The sequence below is a fragment of the Streptomyces sp. NPDC091649 genome (assembly GCF_044756785.1).
Lineage (GTDB): Bacteria > Actinomycetota > Actinomycetes > Streptomycetales > Streptomycetaceae > Streptomyces.
Genome location: NZ_JBIVTR010000005.1, coordinates 309,843 through 327,107 on the forward strand (window position 1 = coordinate 309,843; position 17,265 = coordinate 327,107).

Annotated in this window: 11 protein-coding genes; 3 read left to right on the top strand and 8 right to left on the bottom strand. The window is 69.4% G+C overall.

The genetic code is table 11. The annotated features are described in order from the left end of the window. Window positions 1-40: 40 nt before the first annotated feature. On the bottom strand, window positions 41-2,203 hold the full coding sequence (gene murJ, locus ACIQMU_RS12990) for a murein biosynthesis integral membrane protein MurJ (protein ID WP_352239216.1): 2,163 nt from the start codon (window positions 2,201-2,203) through the stop codon (window positions 41-43). Between the two features lie 50 nt (window positions 2,204-2,253). Next, entirely contained in the window at window positions 2,254-4,548 is a 2,295-nt protein-coding gene (locus tag ACIQMU_RS12995; protein ID WP_402688853.1) for a DUF6049 family protein, read from the bottom strand. A gap of 180 nt (window positions 4,549-4,728) precedes the next feature. Between ACIQMU_RS12995 and ACIQMU_RS13000 the strand changes: the two genes are divergently transcribed. After that, complete coding sequence (locus ACIQMU_RS13000) at window positions 4,729-6,171, top strand: CCA tRNA nucleotidyltransferase (RefSeq protein WP_402688854.1); 1,443 nt, start codon at window positions 4,729-4,731, stop codon at window positions 6,169-6,171. A gap of 102 nt (window positions 6,172-6,273) precedes the next feature. Here the strand turns inward: ACIQMU_RS13000 and ACIQMU_RS13005 are convergent, their stop codons facing one another. The 3 genes from ACIQMU_RS13005 to ACIQMU_RS13015 form a co-directional block, all read right to left on the bottom strand. Next, window positions 6,274-7,542 carry an MFS transporter gene (locus ACIQMU_RS13005; RefSeq protein ID WP_352239213.1) on the bottom strand — a complete coding sequence of 423 codons (1,269 nt, stop codon included), beginning with the start codon at window positions 7,540-7,542 and terminating at the stop codon, window positions 6,274-6,276. 125 nt (window positions 7,543-7,667) lie between these two features. Then, window positions 7,668-8,750 carry an inositol-3-phosphate synthase gene (locus ACIQMU_RS13010; RefSeq protein ID WP_352239212.1) on the bottom strand — a complete coding sequence of 361 codons (1,083 nt, stop codon included), beginning with the start codon at window positions 8,748-8,750 and terminating at the stop codon, window positions 7,668-7,670. A gap of 59 nt (window positions 8,751-8,809) precedes the next feature. After that, a complete protein-coding gene (locus tag ACIQMU_RS13015) occupies window positions 8,810-9,517 on the bottom strand; it encodes a helix-turn-helix transcriptional regulator (protein ID WP_352239211.1) in 708 nt (235 codons plus the stop codon). A 400-nt stretch (window positions 9,518-9,917) separates the two neighbouring features. Here ACIQMU_RS13015 and ACIQMU_RS13020 point away from each other — a divergent pair, with 400 nt between their 5' ends. Together ACIQMU_RS13020 and ACIQMU_RS13025 are read left to right on the top strand one after the other, a co-directional pair. Then, window positions 9,918-12,635 (top strand): transglycosylase domain-containing protein, encoded by a 2,718-nt coding sequence (locus ACIQMU_RS13020; RefSeq protein ID WP_402688855.1) that lies wholly within the window; start codon window positions 9,918-9,920, stop codon window positions 12,633-12,635. 172 nt (window positions 12,636-12,807) lie between these two features. After that, window positions 12,808-14,325, top strand: a complete 1,518-nt coding sequence (locus tag ACIQMU_RS13025; protein ID WP_352239209.1) for a glycosyltransferase 87 family protein — start codon at window positions 12,808-12,810, stop codon at window positions 14,323-14,325. A gap of 43 nt (window positions 14,326-14,368) precedes the next feature. Here the strand turns inward: ACIQMU_RS13025 and ACIQMU_RS13030 are convergent, their stop codons facing one another. The 3 genes from ACIQMU_RS13030 to ACIQMU_RS13040 all read right to left on the bottom strand — a co-directional run bounded on the left by ACIQMU_RS13030 (window position 14,369) and on the right by ACIQMU_RS13040 (window position 17,143). After that, the gene (locus ACIQMU_RS13030) at window positions 14,369-15,400 is read right to left on the bottom strand and encodes an alanine racemase (RefSeq protein ID WP_352239208.1); all 1,032 of its coding nucleotides are present in this window, start codon (window positions 15,398-15,400) and stop codon (window positions 14,369-14,371) included. 83 nt (window positions 15,401-15,483) lie between these two features. Then, window positions 15,484-16,602 carry a peptidoglycan bridge formation glycyltransferase FemA/FemB family protein gene (locus ACIQMU_RS13035; protein WP_352239207.1) on the bottom strand — a complete coding sequence of 373 codons (1,119 nt, stop codon included), beginning with the start codon at window positions 16,600-16,602 and terminating at the stop codon, window positions 15,484-15,486. Between the two features lie 196 nt (window positions 16,603-16,798). Continuing rightward, a complete protein-coding gene (locus tag ACIQMU_RS13040) occupies window positions 16,799-17,143 on the bottom strand; it encodes a hypothetical protein (RefSeq protein WP_352239206.1) in 345 nt (114 codons plus the stop codon). Between the last annotated feature and the right edge of the window lie 122 nt (window positions 17,144-17,265).

Sequence of the window (17,265 nt, forward strand, 5' to 3'; positions counted from 1 at the left end):
CACGCGGAGTGCGGCGATGGTTGTGCGGACGGGCGCTCATTCAGCGTCCGAGCCGTCCACGGACCATGCCGACCAGGCCGTTGACCTCTTCGATGCGCATCTTCTTCGCCGCGACGAAGAAGAGGCCCAGGAGGAGGGCGCCGCCGCAGACCAGGGCGACCAGCGAACCGAGGGCACCGGTTCCGACCACTTCCAGGATGCCGAATCCGGCGCCGCCGCCGACCAGGGCGGCGGGCACCGCGGCCATGCACAGTCGGGCGTAGGTGCGCACGACGTGCGCCCCGTCCAGGTCGCCGCCCAGCCGGTTGCGCAGCCGCCGCCAGGCGACGCCGACGCCGACCGCGTAGGCCAGGCCGTAGGAGAAGGCCATGCCGACGACGGCCCAGCGGGCCGGCAGGACGACGTAACAGAGCGCGGACGCGGCCGCGTTGACGGCGGCCACTATGACCGTGTTGTAGAAGGGGGTGCGGGTGTCCTCGTACGCGTAGAACCCGCGGAGGACGACGTACTGCACGGAGTACGGGATCAGGCCGAGCGCGAAGGCCATGAGGATGAAGCCCATGGAGCGGGCGGCCTCGGTGCCGCTGGAGGCGTACAGCAGGGTGGCCATCGGCAGGCCGAGCGCGAGGAAGGCGAAGGCCACCGGCACGATGGCCACGGCGGAGTTGCGCAGTCCCTGGGAGATGTCGTCACGGACCGCGCCCGGGTCGTTGTCATGGGCGGCGCGGGAGATGCGGGGCAGCAGCGCCGCCATGACGGAGACGGTGATGATGGCCTGCGGCATGCCCCAGATCAGCTGGGCGTTGGAGTAGGCCAGGAACCCGGTGCCGTCGTGGCCCGAGGCCGCACCGGCCGCCGTGGAGAGCTGGGTGACGACCAGCACCCCCGCCTGGTTGGCGAGGACGAAGAGCACGGTCCACTTGGCCAGCTTGATGGTCTTGCCGAGCCCGTGGCCCTTCCAGTCGAACCGGGGGCGGAAGCGGAAGCCCGTTTCGCGCAGGTACGGAATCATGGCCAGGGACTGGACGACGAGGCCGAGCAGGGTGCCGATGCCCAGCAGCCGGACGCCCTCCGGCGGGATGGTGTCCACGCCCATCTGCGACTCACCGGAGGTGCCGTAGACCCAGATGAACAGCCCGAACGTGATGATCATGACGATGTTGTTCAGGACCGGGGTCCACATCATCGCGCCGAACTTGCCGCGGGCGTTGAGGATCTGCCCCATCACCACGTGCACGCCCATGAAGAAGATGGTCGGCAGGCAGTAGCGGGCGAAGGTGACGGCGACGCTGTTGGCGGCGACGTCGTTCGCGATCGTGGGGGACAGCATGTGGATCAGCGTCGGTGCGGCGAACACCGCGACGGCGACGATCGTGCCGAGCGCGACCATCACCAGCGTCAGGAGCCGGTTGGCGAAGGCTTCGCCGCCGTCCTCGTCGTTCTTCATGGCGCGTACGAGCTGCGGGACGAAGACCGAGTTCAGACCGCCGCCGACGGTGAGGATGTAGATCATCGTCGGCAGGGTGTAGGCGATGGTGTAGCTGTCACCGAGCAGCGCGGCGCCGAGGGCGGCGGTGATCACCAGGGACCGCACGAATCCGGTGAGCCGGGAGACGAGGGTGCCGGCGGCCATGACCGCGCTGGACCTCAGGAGCCCGGAGACCTTGCCTCCGCCGCCCTTGGCGGGAGCGGGTGCGGGAGCCGGTTCGGCCTGCGGGGGTACCGGGGGCCTCCCCGCTCCCTCCTGGTCCCGGAAGAGGTGGGCGAAGGCGTCCGGCTCCTGCCGGTCGTCCGACGCCTGGGTGACGAGATCGTCGACACCGACGAACTGCGTGGTCGCCGGGCGGTCCCCGTACGGAAGGTGCCGGGAGGGGCCTGCGGGCTCGGGTGGCGGAGTCGGGGCCCAGACGCGTGGGTCGGGGGCGTACGGGGCCGCGGGCGGCTGCTGGTAGAGGGGCCCCGGCTCCTGGTAGGTGCCGGGAGGCGGCGGCGGGTGCGCGGCGCGGTCGTAGAGCGCCTCGCCCACGGGGTCCTGGGCGGCCAGGTCCCGCGCCCGGTACGGGTCGTCCTCGTAGGCGTGCTGGAGGTACGGGTCCGGCGGCGCGGAGCCGTCCTGGCCCGCGCCCGGTGGAACCGGAGGCCCGCCCGGAGACGCTGCTCCGCCCGCGCCCTGTCCGCGGTCACCGTCGTACGGCGCGTTCATCGAAACCCCTACCTCATCGTCCCCGGCCGGCCGGCCACGACAGACATCGCTCAACGGTCCACTTTCTCACCCGTTCCCGACGGGGCCCCGCTTTCCGGACCGGTGTCCGGAGTCGGGTCACTCGGCTGCCCGGGGCCGTCGCCGTTGCCGTCCGCCGTGCCGCTCGCCACGGCGCGCTTGCGGTGGGTGTACATCCTGATGCCTGCCAGGACCAGGAGCAGCAGTCCGCCGGCGATGACGAGCAGCACGGTGGGAGTCACCTCGGAGACCTTCACGGTGAAGGTCATCTCGTCGCCGTACGGGGTGCCGTTCTCGGTGAACAGCCGGGCGGTCACCTGAGCCCGGCCGTTGGCGCTGGTCGACGTGTCGAACTTCACCGACTGGCTGTGTCCGCCCGCGATGCTGACCGGCAGTGCGGTGGTGGTGCCGTCGCCGTTGAACTTGAGCCGGATGTTGTCCGAGGTCAGCCGGAGAACAAGCCGGTCGACGCCTTGCACCAGCTTGTTCTGCACGGTGACCGGGATCGTCGCGCTGCGCCCGGAGAGGGTGACGTCGGACTTCTCGATGAGCTGCACCTCGGAGGTGAGGCTCTGCAGGTAGTCGCGGACCGCGTCCCGGTACTGCTGCGCTTCCAGGGACCGCCCGCGCCAGGACGTCGACATCGAGCGGTTGATGGCGTTGCCGAAGGGCGTCACCACGCGCTCGGGCTGCGTCAGGATCGTCTCGAAGCTGTTGAGCGAGCTCTGGGTGGCCCTGATGTCCTGGAACGCCTGTGTCGGCAGTTCCTGGGCGCGGAGCTTCTTGGGGTACGCGGAGCCCCGGGGGACCTTGGCGGTGGCCCTCGGGTCGGGCTTCTCCTCGGCGGCGGCGACGAGGTCGAGGGGCTGCGTCCAGCGGCTGCCCGCCAGGCCCTCCAGGGCGCGGGCCATTGTCTGGGCCTGCGCGGTGGAGGGCATCCGGGGCGGGGCCACGACGATGCTGCGCTCGTTGTCCGGCGCCTGCTCGGTGAGTGCGAGGGTCTGGGCGAGGAACTTCTGTACCGCGAGGGTGGAGGCGCCCGCCCTCGACATGTCGCCGTCGAACAAAGTCGACAGCCGGGCGTCCGCGACGACGGCGGTGGTCCCTCCGCCGATCGGCCGCGCCGCGGTCGGCGTGTACGGGAGGCGGGAGGTCTCGCGGAAGCTGTCGCTGCGGGCGATCACGTTGTGGGCGCCCGCCGAGGTCGCCACATCGACGATGGAGGAGTCCACGGCGCCGTTCACGGGCCAGGCGAAGTCGGTGGACGGCTTCACGTGGAGGATGGTCTCCACCGCGGTGGCGGCCACCGCGGAGGCGTTCTGCAGATGGCTGAGCGTTCCGGAGACGTTCTTGCCGCGGTGCGCGATGGAGGCCAGGTCGGGGTCGGCGAAGGGCAGCGCGATGACCTTGCCGTCCTCCACCACCTTCTCCAGAGCGGTCAGCCACTGCTTGGCGACGGTCTGGTTCTTGCCCGGGACGGTGGCGCCGTCCGACTCGACCTCGTACGTGCCGGCCATCGCCGCGACGCTCGCCAGGAGGTCCGGGTCGACGACCCAGGTCACGGGGAGCCGGCTGCCCAGGGACACCATCCGCTCCAGCCGGCCCCCGGGCACCAGTTCCTTGGCCAGGTCGTCGTCGGTGAACACGGGAGTCTGCTGTTCGTCCGAGCGGGTCTCCGCCGTGACGTGGGGCGAGGCGATCAGGGGCCAGAGGAAGGTGAGCTTCGTCCTGCTGTCGCTCGCCTCGGGCTGCCACGGCAGGAACGAGCGCTCGATGCCCAGCACCCGTTCATAGGGGACCGCGGCCGTGCGGCCGGAGACCGAGACGCCGAGCTGGTAGACGCCCGGGTCGTCCAGGTCCAGCTTGTCGACGGGCACGGAGAGGGTGAAGTCCTGGCTGATCCCCTTGGCGAGCTTGGGAATCTTCACCGTGTACGCGTCCCCGACCGGGGCCGGATCGGCGCCGGGAACGTACGCGGAACGTTTCGCGGCGTCGTCGACCTCTCCCCGGCCCGAGAGCCGCGGGCCGACCCGCAGATCGACCTCGGCGGCGCTGATCGTCTCCTTGCCCTTGTTGGTGAGCGTTCCGGAGACGGTCAGGGTGTCGTCCTCGGTGGGAACGCTCGGGGAGAGCGTGTTCAGGGACACATCGACCGTACGGGAGCCCGTGGGGGCCTTGGCAGGCTCGGCGGCCGGGGCGGATCCAGCAGCCGGAACAGCTAGAAGACCGGCCAGCAGGGGCGCTCCGAGCACCGCTGCGGCCGTGCGCCGGAGCCACCGGCGGGCAGGAGGCCGACGGGCCCCCTGGAAGTCTGCCGCCTCGGCCACGCGCCTACCCGTCCCTCGTCGTCGTCAGATGCTGTCGATCGTTCGGTCCTGCGTCCCCGCATGGTAACGAGGTGCGGCGGGCCGACGTGCTGGGGTCCGTCGCACATGATCGCGGGCATCCCGCAGGGCCCCCGTAAACGATGACGCCGCGGGCGGTCCGTGCACGTACCCTTTTCTGTTGTGCCGAACGCCAACGAAGAGAACGCCAGTGCACTGAGCCAGGTGCAGCACCGCGCGGTGAGTGAGCTGCTGCGGGTGTCCCCGGTCGCCGACGACCTCGCCCGCCGATTCCAGGAGGCCGGATTCGGCCTCGCGCTGGTCGGCGGCTCGGTCCGCGACGCACTGCTGGGCAGGCTCGGGAACGACTTGGACTTCACCACCGATGCCCGCCCCGAGGACGTGCTCAAGATCGTCCGGCCCTGGGCCGACTCGGTGTGGGAGGTCGGGATCGCCTTCGGCACCGTCGGTTCCCAGAAGGACGGCTACCAGATCGAGGTCACGACCTACCGGTCCGAGGCGTACGACCGGAACTCGCGCAAGCCGGAGGTCTCCTACGGAGAGTCCATCGAGGACGACCTCGTGCGCCGCGACTTCACGGTCAACGCGATGGCCGTGGCGCTGCCGCAGAAGGAGTTCGTCGATCCGTACGGGGGCCTGAAGGACCTCGCCGAGCGGGTGCTGCGCACCCCGGGCACGCCCGAGGCGTCCTTCTCGGACGACCCGCTGCGCATGCTGCGCGCGGCCCGCTTCGCCGCGCAGCTCGACTTCGAGGTAGCCCCCGAGGTCGTCACCGCGATGACGGAGATGGCCGCGCGGATCGGCATCGTCTCCGCCGAGCGGGTCCGTGACGAGCTCAACAAGCTGCTGCTCTCCCAGCACCCGCGCAAGGGCCTGGGGCTCCTGGTCGACACCGGGCTGGCTGATCATGTGCTGCCCGAGCTTCCCGCGCTGCGCCTGGAGAGTGACGAGCATCACCGCCACAAGGACGTCTACGAGCACTCGCTGACCGTCCTGGAGCAGGCCATCGACCTGGAGGAGGACGGTCCGGACCTCGTTTTGCGCCTGGCCGCGCTGCTCCACGACATCGGCAAGCCGAGGACCCGCCGTTTCGAGAAGGACGGACGGGTCTCTTTCCATCACCACGAGGTGGTGGGCGCGAAGATGACGAAGAAGCGCATGACCGAGCTCAAGTACTCCAACGAGCTGGTCAAGGACGTGTCGAAACTCGTGGAGCTCCATCTGCGCTTCCACGGGTACGGCGACGGCGAGTGGACCGACTCCGCGGTGCGCCGGTACGTCCGTGACGCCGGGCCGCTGCTGGAGCGTCTGCACAAGCTGACCCGCTCGGACTGCACGACCCGGAACAAGCGCAAGGCGAACGCGCTCTCCCGGACCTACGACGGGCTGGAGGAGCGCATCGCTCTGCTGAAGGAGCAGGAGGAGCTCGACTCGATCCGTCCCGACCTGGACGGCAACGAGATCATGCGGATCCTCGACGTCGGCCCCGGGCCGGTGATCGGCAAGGCGTACGGGTTCCTGCTGGAGCAGCGCCTGGAGCACGGGCCGATGGAGCGGGACGCCGCGGTGGCGGCGCTCAAGGAGTGGTGGGCGCAGCAGGGCTGAGCCCACCGGGGCGTTGTTTCACGTGAAACAACGCCCCGGTGGATGTGCGGAGGGGGGTCGTTTCACGTGAAACAACGCCCCTCCGCACATCCCCCGGGGCGGCTACTGATGGGTGTCGGTGCGTCGCCGTCTGAACATCGTCACCGCGACCGCCGCGTAGAGCACCGATACGACCGCCACGACGGCGACTGATCTGCCGTCCGGCGGGAGCATCAACGCCGCTACCCCGGCAGCGCTCACGAACGCGACGTTGAAGAGCACGTCGTAGAGCGAGAAGACCCGGCCTCGGAACGCATCGTCGACCGAGGTCTGCACGACCGTGTCGGTGGCGATCTTCGAGCCCTGCGTCACGACGCCGAGCACGAAGGCGGCGATCAGCATCGGGGCGGGAGCGAAGGAGAGGCCGAGCGAGGGCACCAGCACCGCCGCCGCCCCGGCACAGCCCACGATCCATCCGTACCGGCCGAGCTGCCCCACCGCCCACGGCGTGAGGACGGCGGCGACGAAGAAGCCCGCACCGGACACCCCGACCGCCAGGCCGAGCAGGGCGAGCCCGTCGGACTCGGTGTCCGACCAGGCGTAGCGGCACAGCATGAGCAGCATCACCGTGAGTGCGCCGTAACAGAAGCGGAGCACGGTCATGGCGGCCAGCGCCCAGGCCGCGTGCGTCCGCTGGGACAGATGACCCAGCCCGGCGACGAGCCCGCGTGCGGTGACGGCCAGAGCCGCCCGCAGTCGCAGGGGAGCCCCGTCCGTGTCCGGTCCGAGCAGCGTCCGCGGCAGACTCAGGGACGCCAGCGCGGAGAGCAGGTAGAGCATCGAGCCCAGCAGCACGACCGCCGCGTCGGACTCGTCGGCCAGCAGCCGTACGGCGAAGGCGAGGCCGCCCCCGGCAGTCGCCGCCAGGGTGCCCGCGGTCGGGGAGAGGGAGTTGGCGACGACGAGGCGTTCGGTGTCGACCACTCTGGGCAGGGCGGCGGAGAGGCCGGCCAGCACGAAACGGTTGACGGCGGTGACGCAGAGGGCCGAGGCGTAGAACAGCCAGTCGGGCATCGAGGCGAGGATCAGCAGAGCCGTCGAGCAGGCCAGGGCGGCCCGCAGAAGATTCCCGTAGAGGAAGACCTGACGCCGGGGCCAGCGGTCCAGCAGCACCCCGGCGAACGGCCCGATCAAGGAGTAGGGCAGGAGGAGCACGGCCATCGCGGAAGCGATGGCGGCGGCGGACGTCTGCTTCTCCGGGGAGAAGACGACGTACGCGGCGAGGGCGACCTGGTAGACGCCGTCGGCGGACTGGGAAAGGAGCCGCACGGTGAGCAGGCGGCGGAAGTTCCGCAGGCGCAGCAGGGTGCGCAGATCACGCGCGACAGACATGGGAGCAAGCGTCACACACGTCGGGGGTCCGCGGGCGGATTACCCGGGGACCCCCGACGTGCGGCAGGAAGAGGTGAGCGTCTCCGCTCAGCTCCGGTGAGGCTGTGTCGGCCGGGAGGGCCGGTTCAGCTCTCGGTGTCGCCGTTGATGAACCTCTCGACGTTCTCGCGGGCCTCGTCGTCGAAGTACTGCACCGGCGGGGACTTCATGAAGTAGCTCGACGCCGAGAGGATCGGGCCACCGATGCCGCGGTCCTTGGCGATCTTCGCCGCACGGACGGCGTCGATGATGACACCGGCCGAGTTCGGGGAGTCCCACACCTCGAGCTTGTACTCCAGGTTCAGCGGGACATCGCCGAACGCGCGGCCCTCGAGGCGCACGTACGCCCACTTGCGGTCGTCCAGCCAGGCCACGTAGTCCGAGGGGCCGATGTGGACGTTGTCCGCACCGAGCTCGCGGTCGCGGATCTGCGAGGTGACGGCCTGCGTCTTCGAGATCTTCTTGGACTCCAGGCGCTCACGCTCGAGCATGTTCTTGAAGTCCATGTTGCCGCCGACGTTCAGCTGCATCGTGCGGTCCAGGATGACACCGCGGTCCTCGAAGAGCTTCGCCATCACGCGGTGCGTGATGGTGGCGCCCACCTGGGACTTGATGTCGTCGCCGACGATCGGGACACCGGCCTCGGTGAACTTGTCCGCCCACTCCTTGGTGCCGGCGATGAACACCGGGAGAGCGTTGACGAACGCGACCTTGGCGTCGATGGCGCACTGCGCGTAGAACTTCGCAGCGACCTCGGAGCCGACGGGCAGGTAGCAGACCAGAACGTCGACCTGCTTGTCCTTGAGGACCTGGACGACGTCCACCGGGGCGTCCGCGGACTCCTCGATCGTCTCGCGGTAGTACTTGCCGAGACCGTCGTGGGTGTGGCCGCGCTGGACGGTCACGCCCGTGTTCGGCACGTCCGCGATCTTGATGGTGTTGTTCTCGCTGGCGCCGATGGCATCCGCGAGGTCGAGGCCGACCTTCTTCGCGTCGACGTCGAAGGCGGCGACGAACTCGACGTCGCTGACGTGGTAATCGCCGAACTGGACGTGCATCAGACCGGGCACCTTGCCGGCCGGATCGGCGTCCTTGTAGTACTCGACGCCCTGCACCAGCGAGGCGGCGCAGTTGCCCACGCCTACGATGGCTACGCGAACCGAACCCATTCCGGTTGCTCCCTGTGTAATCGATGTTTCCGATGAAGTCGCCGCGGGGTGCGATGACTTCACTTGGCGGTGTCGTCGGACGGATCCGGCGGGGTGTTGTCCCGGTGCCGGGGCAGGCCGCCCGTCTCTCCAGGTGTGTCCTGCTGAGCAGAGCCCCCGGGCGAGGATCGTCGCTGATCCCGTCCCGACCGCTCGCTCTCGATGAGCTCGTTCAGCCAGCGCACTTCGCGCTCCACGGACTCCATGCCGTGCCGCTGAAGCTCAAGTGTGTAGTCGTCGAGTCGTTCGCGGGTGCGGGCCAGAGACGCGCGCATCTTCTCCAGGCGCTCCTCCAGCCGGCTGCGCCGGCCTTCGAGGACCCGCATCCGCACTTCTCGTTCGGTCTGGCCGAAGAAGGCGAAGCGGGCTGCGAAGTGCTCGTCCTCCCAGGCGTCCGGACCGGTGTGCGACAGCAGCTCCTCGAAGTGCTCCTTACCTTCTGCCGTCAACCGGTAGACGATCTTCGCCCGGCGTCCCGTCAGTGAGGAGGAGGCAGCGGCCGAGCGCCCGGAGACCGGCGGGGCGTCCGCCGGGACGCCGGCGGGCTCCTCGATCAACCAGCCGCTGGCGACCAGCGTCTTGAGGCAGGGGTAGAGGGTTCCGTAACTGAACGCACGGAAGATCCCCAGCGAGGTGTTGAGGCGTTTGCGCAGCTCATAGCCGTGCATCGGCGACTCGCGGAGCAGGCCGAGAACGGCGAACTCGAGGATGCCGGAGCGTCTGCTCACCGGTGCCTCCTCCTTCTCCCGCTGCTTCCGCCGGCACGGTCCACCGGAACAACCGGTGCCCTTATGCCGTGCTGATGTATCGACTCGATACATCAGCACGATAGATCGGTCTGTGCGCTTCGACAAGGGTCGCCTTCGTGAGCGGCGTCACATCGACGATTACCTTGGTTCGACTTGCGTTGTTTGGGGTGAAGTTCGGCCCTAGGCGGGTTTTGACCGTGCGTAGTCTGTGCGGCATGCAGACCACCGGGAACCGCGAGACGCCTTCGCGCGTCAGTCATCGCGGACTGTCGGTTGCACTGCGGACGAGCCTCCCGCAGCGGCTTGTCCGTCATTCGGGGGGACCGGATCTCAACTGCCGCTTCCAGGCGTTCTCGCCTGCCCGAGGAGTAGTCGTTCCATGAGCGAGCACCGTCGCAAAACGCCTCAGCCACAAGGCGGCGGGCGTGCCGCGGCCAGACGAGCCGCCCAGCAGCCGACCGGACGCCGAGCGGCCCCGTCACGCAGAGCCACTTCGGCATCACCTTCCGAATCGCCGTCCGAGTCACACGGTGGCCAGGAGCGCCAGTACGGCAGCCGAGCCGAGGCCCGCCGTGCTGCCCAGAGCGGCGGCCGACGGCGCGGTGGCGGATCCGACGGCCCGAGGGGCCGGGGGCGCGACGACGATGGTCCCGGCAAGAAGCGCTTTATCGACTACCCGCGGTACGGCAAGTACGGGTTCCGCCGCTGGGTGCCCTCCTGGAAGCTGGTATCGGGGCTCTGCCTGGCGTTCCTCGGCGTGCTGATGGGTATTGGAGGCATCGCCTATGCGTTTGTGGTCCCACCGGACATCAATAAAACGGCCAAGGCGCAGAACAACGTCTACTACTGGGCCGACGGCACGCAGATGGTGGCGACCGGCGGTGCGGCGAACCGTCAGATGCTCAAGTACGAGCAGATCCCGGTGGAGATGCGCAACGCCGTGATCTCGGCCGAGAACAAGAGTTTCGAGACGGACCGCGGCATCGACCCAATGGGCATAGGGCGCGCGGTGTTCAACATGGCCACGGGCGGCGAGACCCAGGGCGGCTCGACCATCACCCAGCAGTACGTGAAGAACTCCATGCTCACCCAGGACCAGACGCTCAAGCGGAAGTTCCAGGAGCTCTTCATCACCCTCAAGGTCGCCGGCGATGTGTCGAAGGAAGAGGTGATGGCCGGCTACCTCAACGTCTCGTACTACGGCCGTGGGGCTTCGGGGTTGCAGGCAGCGGCCCGCACCTACTACAACAAGGACGCCGGTGAGCTGAACGCGAGCGAGTGCGCCTTCCTCGCCACCCTGCTCAAGGGCGCGAGCTACTACGACCCCGCCGGCGCCACCGACATCGACAAGGTCAACGCGACGGAGGAGAAGAACACCAAGCGGGCCAAAGAACGGTGGAAGTGGATCCTTGACGAGCAGGTTAAGGACGGGCGCATGACGGCGGAGAAGCGCGCCACGTTCAAGGAATTCCCCATGCCGGTGCCGAAGGTGAAGGACGCCAAGCTGGGCGGCCAGACCGGCTATCTGGTGGACCTCGCCAAGAAGTACTTCCTCGCCAACAACGACCAGGGCATCGACGCCAAGGACCTCGAACTGGGCGGCTTCGAGATCCACACCACCTTCCAGAAGGAGCAGGTGGAGCAGCTCGAAGCGGCGGTGAAGAAGGTCTACAAGGCCAAGATCCGGCCCGAGGAGCGTCCCGACACGGACACGCACGTCGAGTTCGGCGGTGCTTCCGTGGACGCGAAGACCGGTGCCATCATCGCCACGTACGGCGGGCAGGACGCCACCACGCACTTCACGAACAACGCTGACGCCACCGGTGCCCAGGTCGGTTCGACGTTCAAGCCCTTCGTCCTGGCCGCCGCCATGCAGTACGGCGTGCGCGATCCCTCCGGTGGCCCGGAGCAGAGCGAATCGCAGCGCACCAAGGTCTCGCCGGAGAGCGTCTACAACGGCGACAACGGTCTGCGGATCAGGGACTACACGGGCAAGATCTGGCTGAACGAGGACGACAAGGAGTGGCGTCAGACCAACGACGGCCACCACGACTACGGTGAGATCGACCTGCGGAAGGCCATGGAGCAGTCCGCCAACTCGCCGTTCGTCCAGCTCGGCATGGACGTCGGGACGGACAAGGTCAAGGACGTCGCCGTCGCCTCTGGTCTGAAGGACGACACCTTCATGGCGGACGCGACCGTTCCCTCCTTCTCCATCGGGACCTCGTCGCCCAGCGCGATCCGTATGGCGGGCTCCTACGCCACCTTCGCCACGAGCGGCCAGCAGAACGACACGTACTCGGTGACCGAGGTGAAGCGTGAGGGCGTGACCGTCTTCAAGCACAGGAAGAAGCCCAAGCGCGCCTTCAGCCCGATCATCGCCGACAACGTCACCGACGTGCTCAAGAACGTCGTGGAGAACGGGACGGGCAAGCCCGCCCGCCTGGAGGGCCGTGAGGCCGCCGGCAAGACCGGTACGACGGACGGCAACCGGTCCGCCTGGTTCGTCGGATACACGCCGCAGATCTCGACCGCCATCAGCATGTTCCGGCTCGACGACGACGAGACGAACGAAGATCGCGAGTTCCTGGAGATGTTCGGCACGGGTGGCGAGAAGAAGATCCACGGAGCCTCGTTCCCGGCCTCCATCTGGCACGACTACATGGCCGGGGCGATGAAGGGCAAGAAGGCGATCTCCTTCCCCGAGCCGCAGGACCTGGGCGAGATGGTGTGGGGCGGCGGCGCGGCCAGTCCCAGCCCGACGCCCAGTCCCACGCCTTCGGAGACGCCCTCCGACGAGCCGTCGCCGCCCGCGACGCCGTCGCCGACCCCGACCACCCCGAGCCCTTCGCCGACACCGAGCAAGACCTGCGGCTTCTTCGACCCGGACTGCCAGGACGCCAACGGCGGAGCGAACGCCGGGGCGGACGCCGGAGGAGACAACACCGGAACATCCGAGGGCGGGGGCGACAACACCGGAACCTCCGAGGGCGGGGGCGACAACACCGGAACGTCCGACGGCGCCGACAACGGCGGCGCCCAGGGCGGGAACGGCAACCCCAACGGTGGCAACAGCATCTGGGGCAACGCCGGCTGACCGGACCCCGCGCCGGGTCTCCGCACGAGCCGGACCAGCACAGCGGTGAGGGCCGCCGTACCCGACCGGGTACGGCGGCCCTCACCGCGTTCCCGGCCGCACGCGGCGTCGTGTGGGCTTCCTGTCGTGTCCCCGGGCCGTCCTTGCCCCGGGCACAGCCCTGTACGGCAGGATGTGCGGCATGCCAAGCCCCAGCGCAGAGGACACGAGCGTGCACCAGGAACGGCCCGTCGTGCGGCCCACCGATCAGGACGAGGTCGCGGCGGCCGGCAGCGAGCTGTTCGGTGGCCGGGTGGGACGCTGGGCGCGCCTCGGCGACGGCCCGCTCACACCCGTGCGCGTCGTCGCGCTGGTCATGATCGGGATGTTCGCCCTCGGCATGGTGCAGAAGATCCCCTGCTACGAATGGGCCTGGTTCCGCGGGGCCACCTCGCAGTACACGCACGCCTGCTACTCCGACATCCCGCACCTCTTTCTGGGACGCGGGTTCGCCGACGGCCTCGTACCGTACTTCGACCGGCTGAGCGGCGATATGCAGTACCTGGAGTACCCCGTGCTGACCGGGGTGTTCATGCAGGTCGCCGCCTGGCTGACGCTGACGCCCGACAGCGACCCCGTCCAGCAGCGCGAGCAGATGTACTGGATGGTCAACGCGGGCATGCTGATGATCTGCGCCGTGATCATCGCCGTGTGCACCGTCCGTACGCACCGCCGCCGCCCCTGGGACGGCCTCCTGGTCGCGCTGGCGCCCGCGTTCGTCCTCACCGCGACCATCAACTGGGACCTGCTGGCCGTAGCCCTGACCGCCGCGGCGATGCTCATGTGGTCCCGGGGCCGGGTGCTCGCGTTCGGCATCCTCATCGGCCTGGCCACGGCCGCCAAGCTCTACCCCGTCCTGTTGCTCGGCCCGCTCCTGGTGCTCTGCTGGCGGGCGGGCAGGCTGCGCGCGTTCGGGACGGCCCTGCTGGGCGCGGGAGGGGCCTGGCTGGTGGTGAACCTGCCGGTGATGATCCTCGCCCCCGAGGGATGGCGGAAGTTCTACACCTTCAGCCAGGAGCGGCCCATCGACTTCGGCTCGTTCTGGCTGATCATCACCCAGCGCACGGGCAAGCCGATCGACGTGGAGACGGTCAACACCGCCTCGGTCGCCCTGATGGTCGTCTTCTGCGCGGGCATCGCGGGCCTGGCGCTGTCCGCGGCCCGCAGGCCCCGCTTCGCCCAGCTGGCGTTCCTGGTGGTGGCCGCGTTCATCCTGACGAACAAGGTCTACTCACCGCAGTACGTGCTCTGGCTGATCCCGCTGGCCGTGCTGGCCCGGCCCCGCTGGCGCGACTTCCTCATCTGGCAGGCGTGCGAGGTCATGTACTTCCTCGGGATCTGGTTCTACCTCGCCTACACCAGCGGCGGGGACAAGCACCAGGGGCTGCCGCAGGAGGGCTACCAGGTCGCGATCGCCCTGCACCTGCTGGGAACGCTGTACCTGTGCGCGCTGATCGTCCGGGACATCCTCCGGCCGGAGAAGGACCCGGTGCGACGGGACGGGTCGGACGATCCGTCGGGCGGGGTCCTCGACGGGGCTGCCGACGCGTTCGTGCTGGCGCCGCAGGCCCGTCCGTCCGGGCGCACGGCCCCCGCTGTCACGGGGCCTGCGGTGGAGTGGGGCGTGGCGCCCGCCCGGGACGGCGGCTGACCCGGGGTCCCGGCGCGGCCGTCCGGGGCCGCGCCGGGGCGCCTCAGCGGTCGACGAGCCGGTCGTACTGCGTGGTCGTGTGGCGCAGATGGGCGACCAGTTCGTCGCCGACCCGCGGCTCCTGGGCGTCCGAGGGAACGAACAGGATCGACACCTGCATGTGCGGCGGCTCGGCGAACCACCGCTGCTTGCCCGCCCAGACGAACGGCGACAGGTTGCGGTTGACCGTGGCCAGGCCCGCGCGGGCGACGCCCTTGGCCCGCGGCATCACGCCGTGCAGCGCCTTGGGCGCCTCCAGGCCGACCCCGTGGGACGTGCCGCCGGCCACGACGACCAGCCAGCCGTCGGACGCGGCCCGCTGCTGCCGGTAGCCGAACCGGTCGCCCTTGACGACGGGGGTGACGTCCAGAACCGCGCCCCGGTACTCGGTGGCCTCGTGGTCCCCGAGCCAGAGCCGGGTGCCGATACGGGCGCGGAAGCGGGTCTGCGGGAACTGCTGCTGGAGCCGGGCCAGCTCCTCGGCGCGCAGGTGGCTGACGAACATGGTGTGCAGCGGCAGCCGGGCCGCGCGCAGCCGGTCCATCCAGCCGATGACCTCCTCGACGGCGTCGGAACCGTCGGTGCGGTCGAGCGGCAGGTGCAGGGCGAAGCCTTCGAGCCGTACGTCCTCGATCGCCGCGTGCAGCTGGCCGAGCTCCTCCTCCTTGACGCCGTGGCGCTTCATCGAGCTCATGCACTCGATGACGACCCGGGCGCCCACCAGGGCGTGCACCCCGTCGACGGAGGAGACGGACCGGATGACGCGGTCCGGAAGCGGTACGGGCTCCTCACCGCGCCGGAAGGGGGTCAGGACGAGCAGGTCGCCGCTGAACCAGTCCTTGACGCGCGCGGCCTCGTAGGTCGTCCCGACGGCGAGGGTGTCGGATCCGAAGCGGATCGTCTCGTCGGCGAGGCGCTCGTGGCCGAAGCCGTAGCCGTTGCCCTTGCAGACGGGTACGAGACCCGGGAACTGGTCGATCACGGACTTCTGGTGCGCCCGCCAGCGCGCGGTGTCGACGTAGAGGGAGAGCGCCATGGCCGGCCCGGAACCTTTCTGGTGGCTGCGGTGAATCAGGAACTAACGGTGTGTGCGGTCCAGCTGTGCGGTGGTGAAGCGGGTCAGCGGCGCGACATATAGATGTCGAGCGCCTTGTGGAGCAGCTTGTTGAGCGGGAAGTCCCACTCGCCGACGTACTCGACGGCCTCACCGCCGGTGCCGACCTTGAACTGGATCAGGCCGAAGAGGTGGTCGGTCTCGTCCAGCGAGTCGCTGATCCCGCGCAGGTCGTAGACGGTCGCGCCCATGGCGTAGCTGTCGCGCAGCATGCGCCACTGCATCGCGTTCGACGGCCGGACCTCGCGTCCGATGTTGTCGGAGGCGCCGTACGAGTACCAGACGTGTCCGCCGACGACGAGCATCGTGGCCGCGGAGAGGTTCACGCCGTTGTGCCGGGCGAAGTAGAGCCGCATCCGGTTGGGGTCCTCGGAGTTGAGGACGGTCCACATGCGCTGGAAGTACGAGAGCGGGCGCGGCCGGAAGTGGTCGCGCACGGCGGTGATCTCGTAGAGCCGCTGCCACTCGGCCAGGTCCTCGTAGCCGCCCTGGACGACCTCGACGCCGGCCTTGTCGGCCTTCTTGATGTTGCGGCGCCACAGCTGGTTGAAGCCCTTGAGGACGTCCTCCAGCGAGCGGTTGGCCAGCGGCACCTGGAAGACGTAGCGGGGCTGTACGTCACCGAACCCGGCGCCGCCGTCCTCGCCCTGCTGCCAGCCCATCTTCCGCAGCCGGTCCGCGACCTCGAAGGCGCGCGGCTCGATGTGCGTCGCCTCGACGTCACGCAGGCGCTTGACGTCCGGGTCCTGGATGCCGGACTTGATGGCCGCCGAGTCCCAGCGCCGGATGACGACCGGCGGGCCCATCTTCACGGAGAAGGCGCCCTGCTGCTTGAGGTGGGCGAGCATCGGCTGGAGCCAGTCGTCCAGGTTCGGCGCGTACCAGTTGATCACCGGGCCCTCGGGGAGGTATGCCAGGTAGCGCTTGATCTTGGGCAGCTGGCGGTACAGGACGAGGCCGGCGCCGACGATCTCGCCGTTCTTGTCGAACCAGCCCAGACTCTCCGAGCGCCATTCGGTCTTCACATCAGCCCACGCCGGGACCTGGCAGTGACTGGCCGAGGGCAGGCTCTGGATGTACGCCAGATGCTGCTCTCGGCTGATGGTCCTCAGGGTCAGGCTCATGCGGGGCGCTCCTCGGCAGGTGTGTCCCCATCGGTCAGGGGCTCCGGCTCTCGCGCCGAAGCCTACTGCGACCGAGGGGCGCCCGGCCTGACCCCGGGGGGCCGGAGCGCACGGCGGACCGGCTCGGGCACCCGGGGTGTCCGAGCCGGTCGGTGCCCCGGCGGGTGCCCGGTGGGCACTCCGGCCGGTGCTCCGGTCAGGTGATCACGCCGCCGAAGAGGCCGCCGTGGGCCATGCCGAGGAAGAAGCCGACGGCCGCGGCGCCGAGCCCGATGATCAGGCCGAACCGTTCGCCGGTGGTCCTGGAGACGTACATCCCGTACCCACCGGTCAGGATGCCGACCAGCCCGGCCCACGAGCTGACCAGGTGCAGGTGGTGGAACATCGCCGTCACGAAGGCGAGAGCGCCCAGCACGAGGGTCACGGCGAGCAGGGTGTCCTGGAGCGGGTGCGGCTTGCCGTCCGTCGCGAAGAGCGAGCCGGTGGCCCGCCGGCCGCCCGTTCGGGGCCGGGAGCCTGCGGGGCGGATGGTCTGTGCCATGGAGTACCTCCTGGCCGGACGGATGGGCGGGTGCGTCCGGCGCCTTCCGCACCGCGGCGGATGTAGCGCCTCTCACACCGCTTCTGTCTCGATTGTGCCCTCTGAGCTCCTGATTTCAACCG

What these genes read in the sequence shown, in the direction of transcription:
- murJ (WP_352239216.1), bottom strand. Translation starts at nt 2,203, where the DNA reads ATGAACGCGCCGTACGACGGTGACCGCGGACAGGGCGCGGGCGGAGCA.
- ACIQMU_RS13005 (WP_352239213.1), bottom strand. Translation starts at nt 7,542, where the DNA reads ATGTCTGTCGCGCGTGATCTGCGCACCCTGCTGCGCCTGCGGAACTTC.
- ACIQMU_RS13010 (WP_352239212.1), bottom strand. Translation starts at nt 8,750, where the DNA reads ATGGGTTCGGTTCGCGTAGCCATCGTAGGCGTGGGCAACTGCGCCGCC.
- ACIQMU_RS13020 (WP_402688855.1), top strand. Translation starts at nt 9,918, where the DNA reads ATGAGCGAGCACCGTCGCAAAACGCCTCAGCCACAAGGCGGCGGGCGT.
- ACIQMU_RS13025 (WP_352239209.1), top strand. Translation starts at nt 12,808, where the DNA reads ATGTGCGGCATGCCAAGCCCCAGCGCAGAGGACACGAGCGTGCACCAG.
- ACIQMU_RS13030 (WP_352239208.1), bottom strand. Translation starts at nt 15,400, where the DNA reads ATGGCGCTCTCCCTCTACGTCGACACCGCGCGCTGGCGGGCGCACCAG.
- ACIQMU_RS13035 (WP_352239207.1), bottom strand. Translation starts at nt 16,602, where the DNA reads ATGAGCCTGACCCTGAGGACCATCAGCCGAGAGCAGCATCTGGCGTAC.
- ACIQMU_RS13040 (WP_352239206.1), bottom strand. Translation starts at nt 17,143, where the DNA reads ATGGCACAGACCATCCGCCCCGCAGGCTCCCGGCCCCGAACGGGCGGC.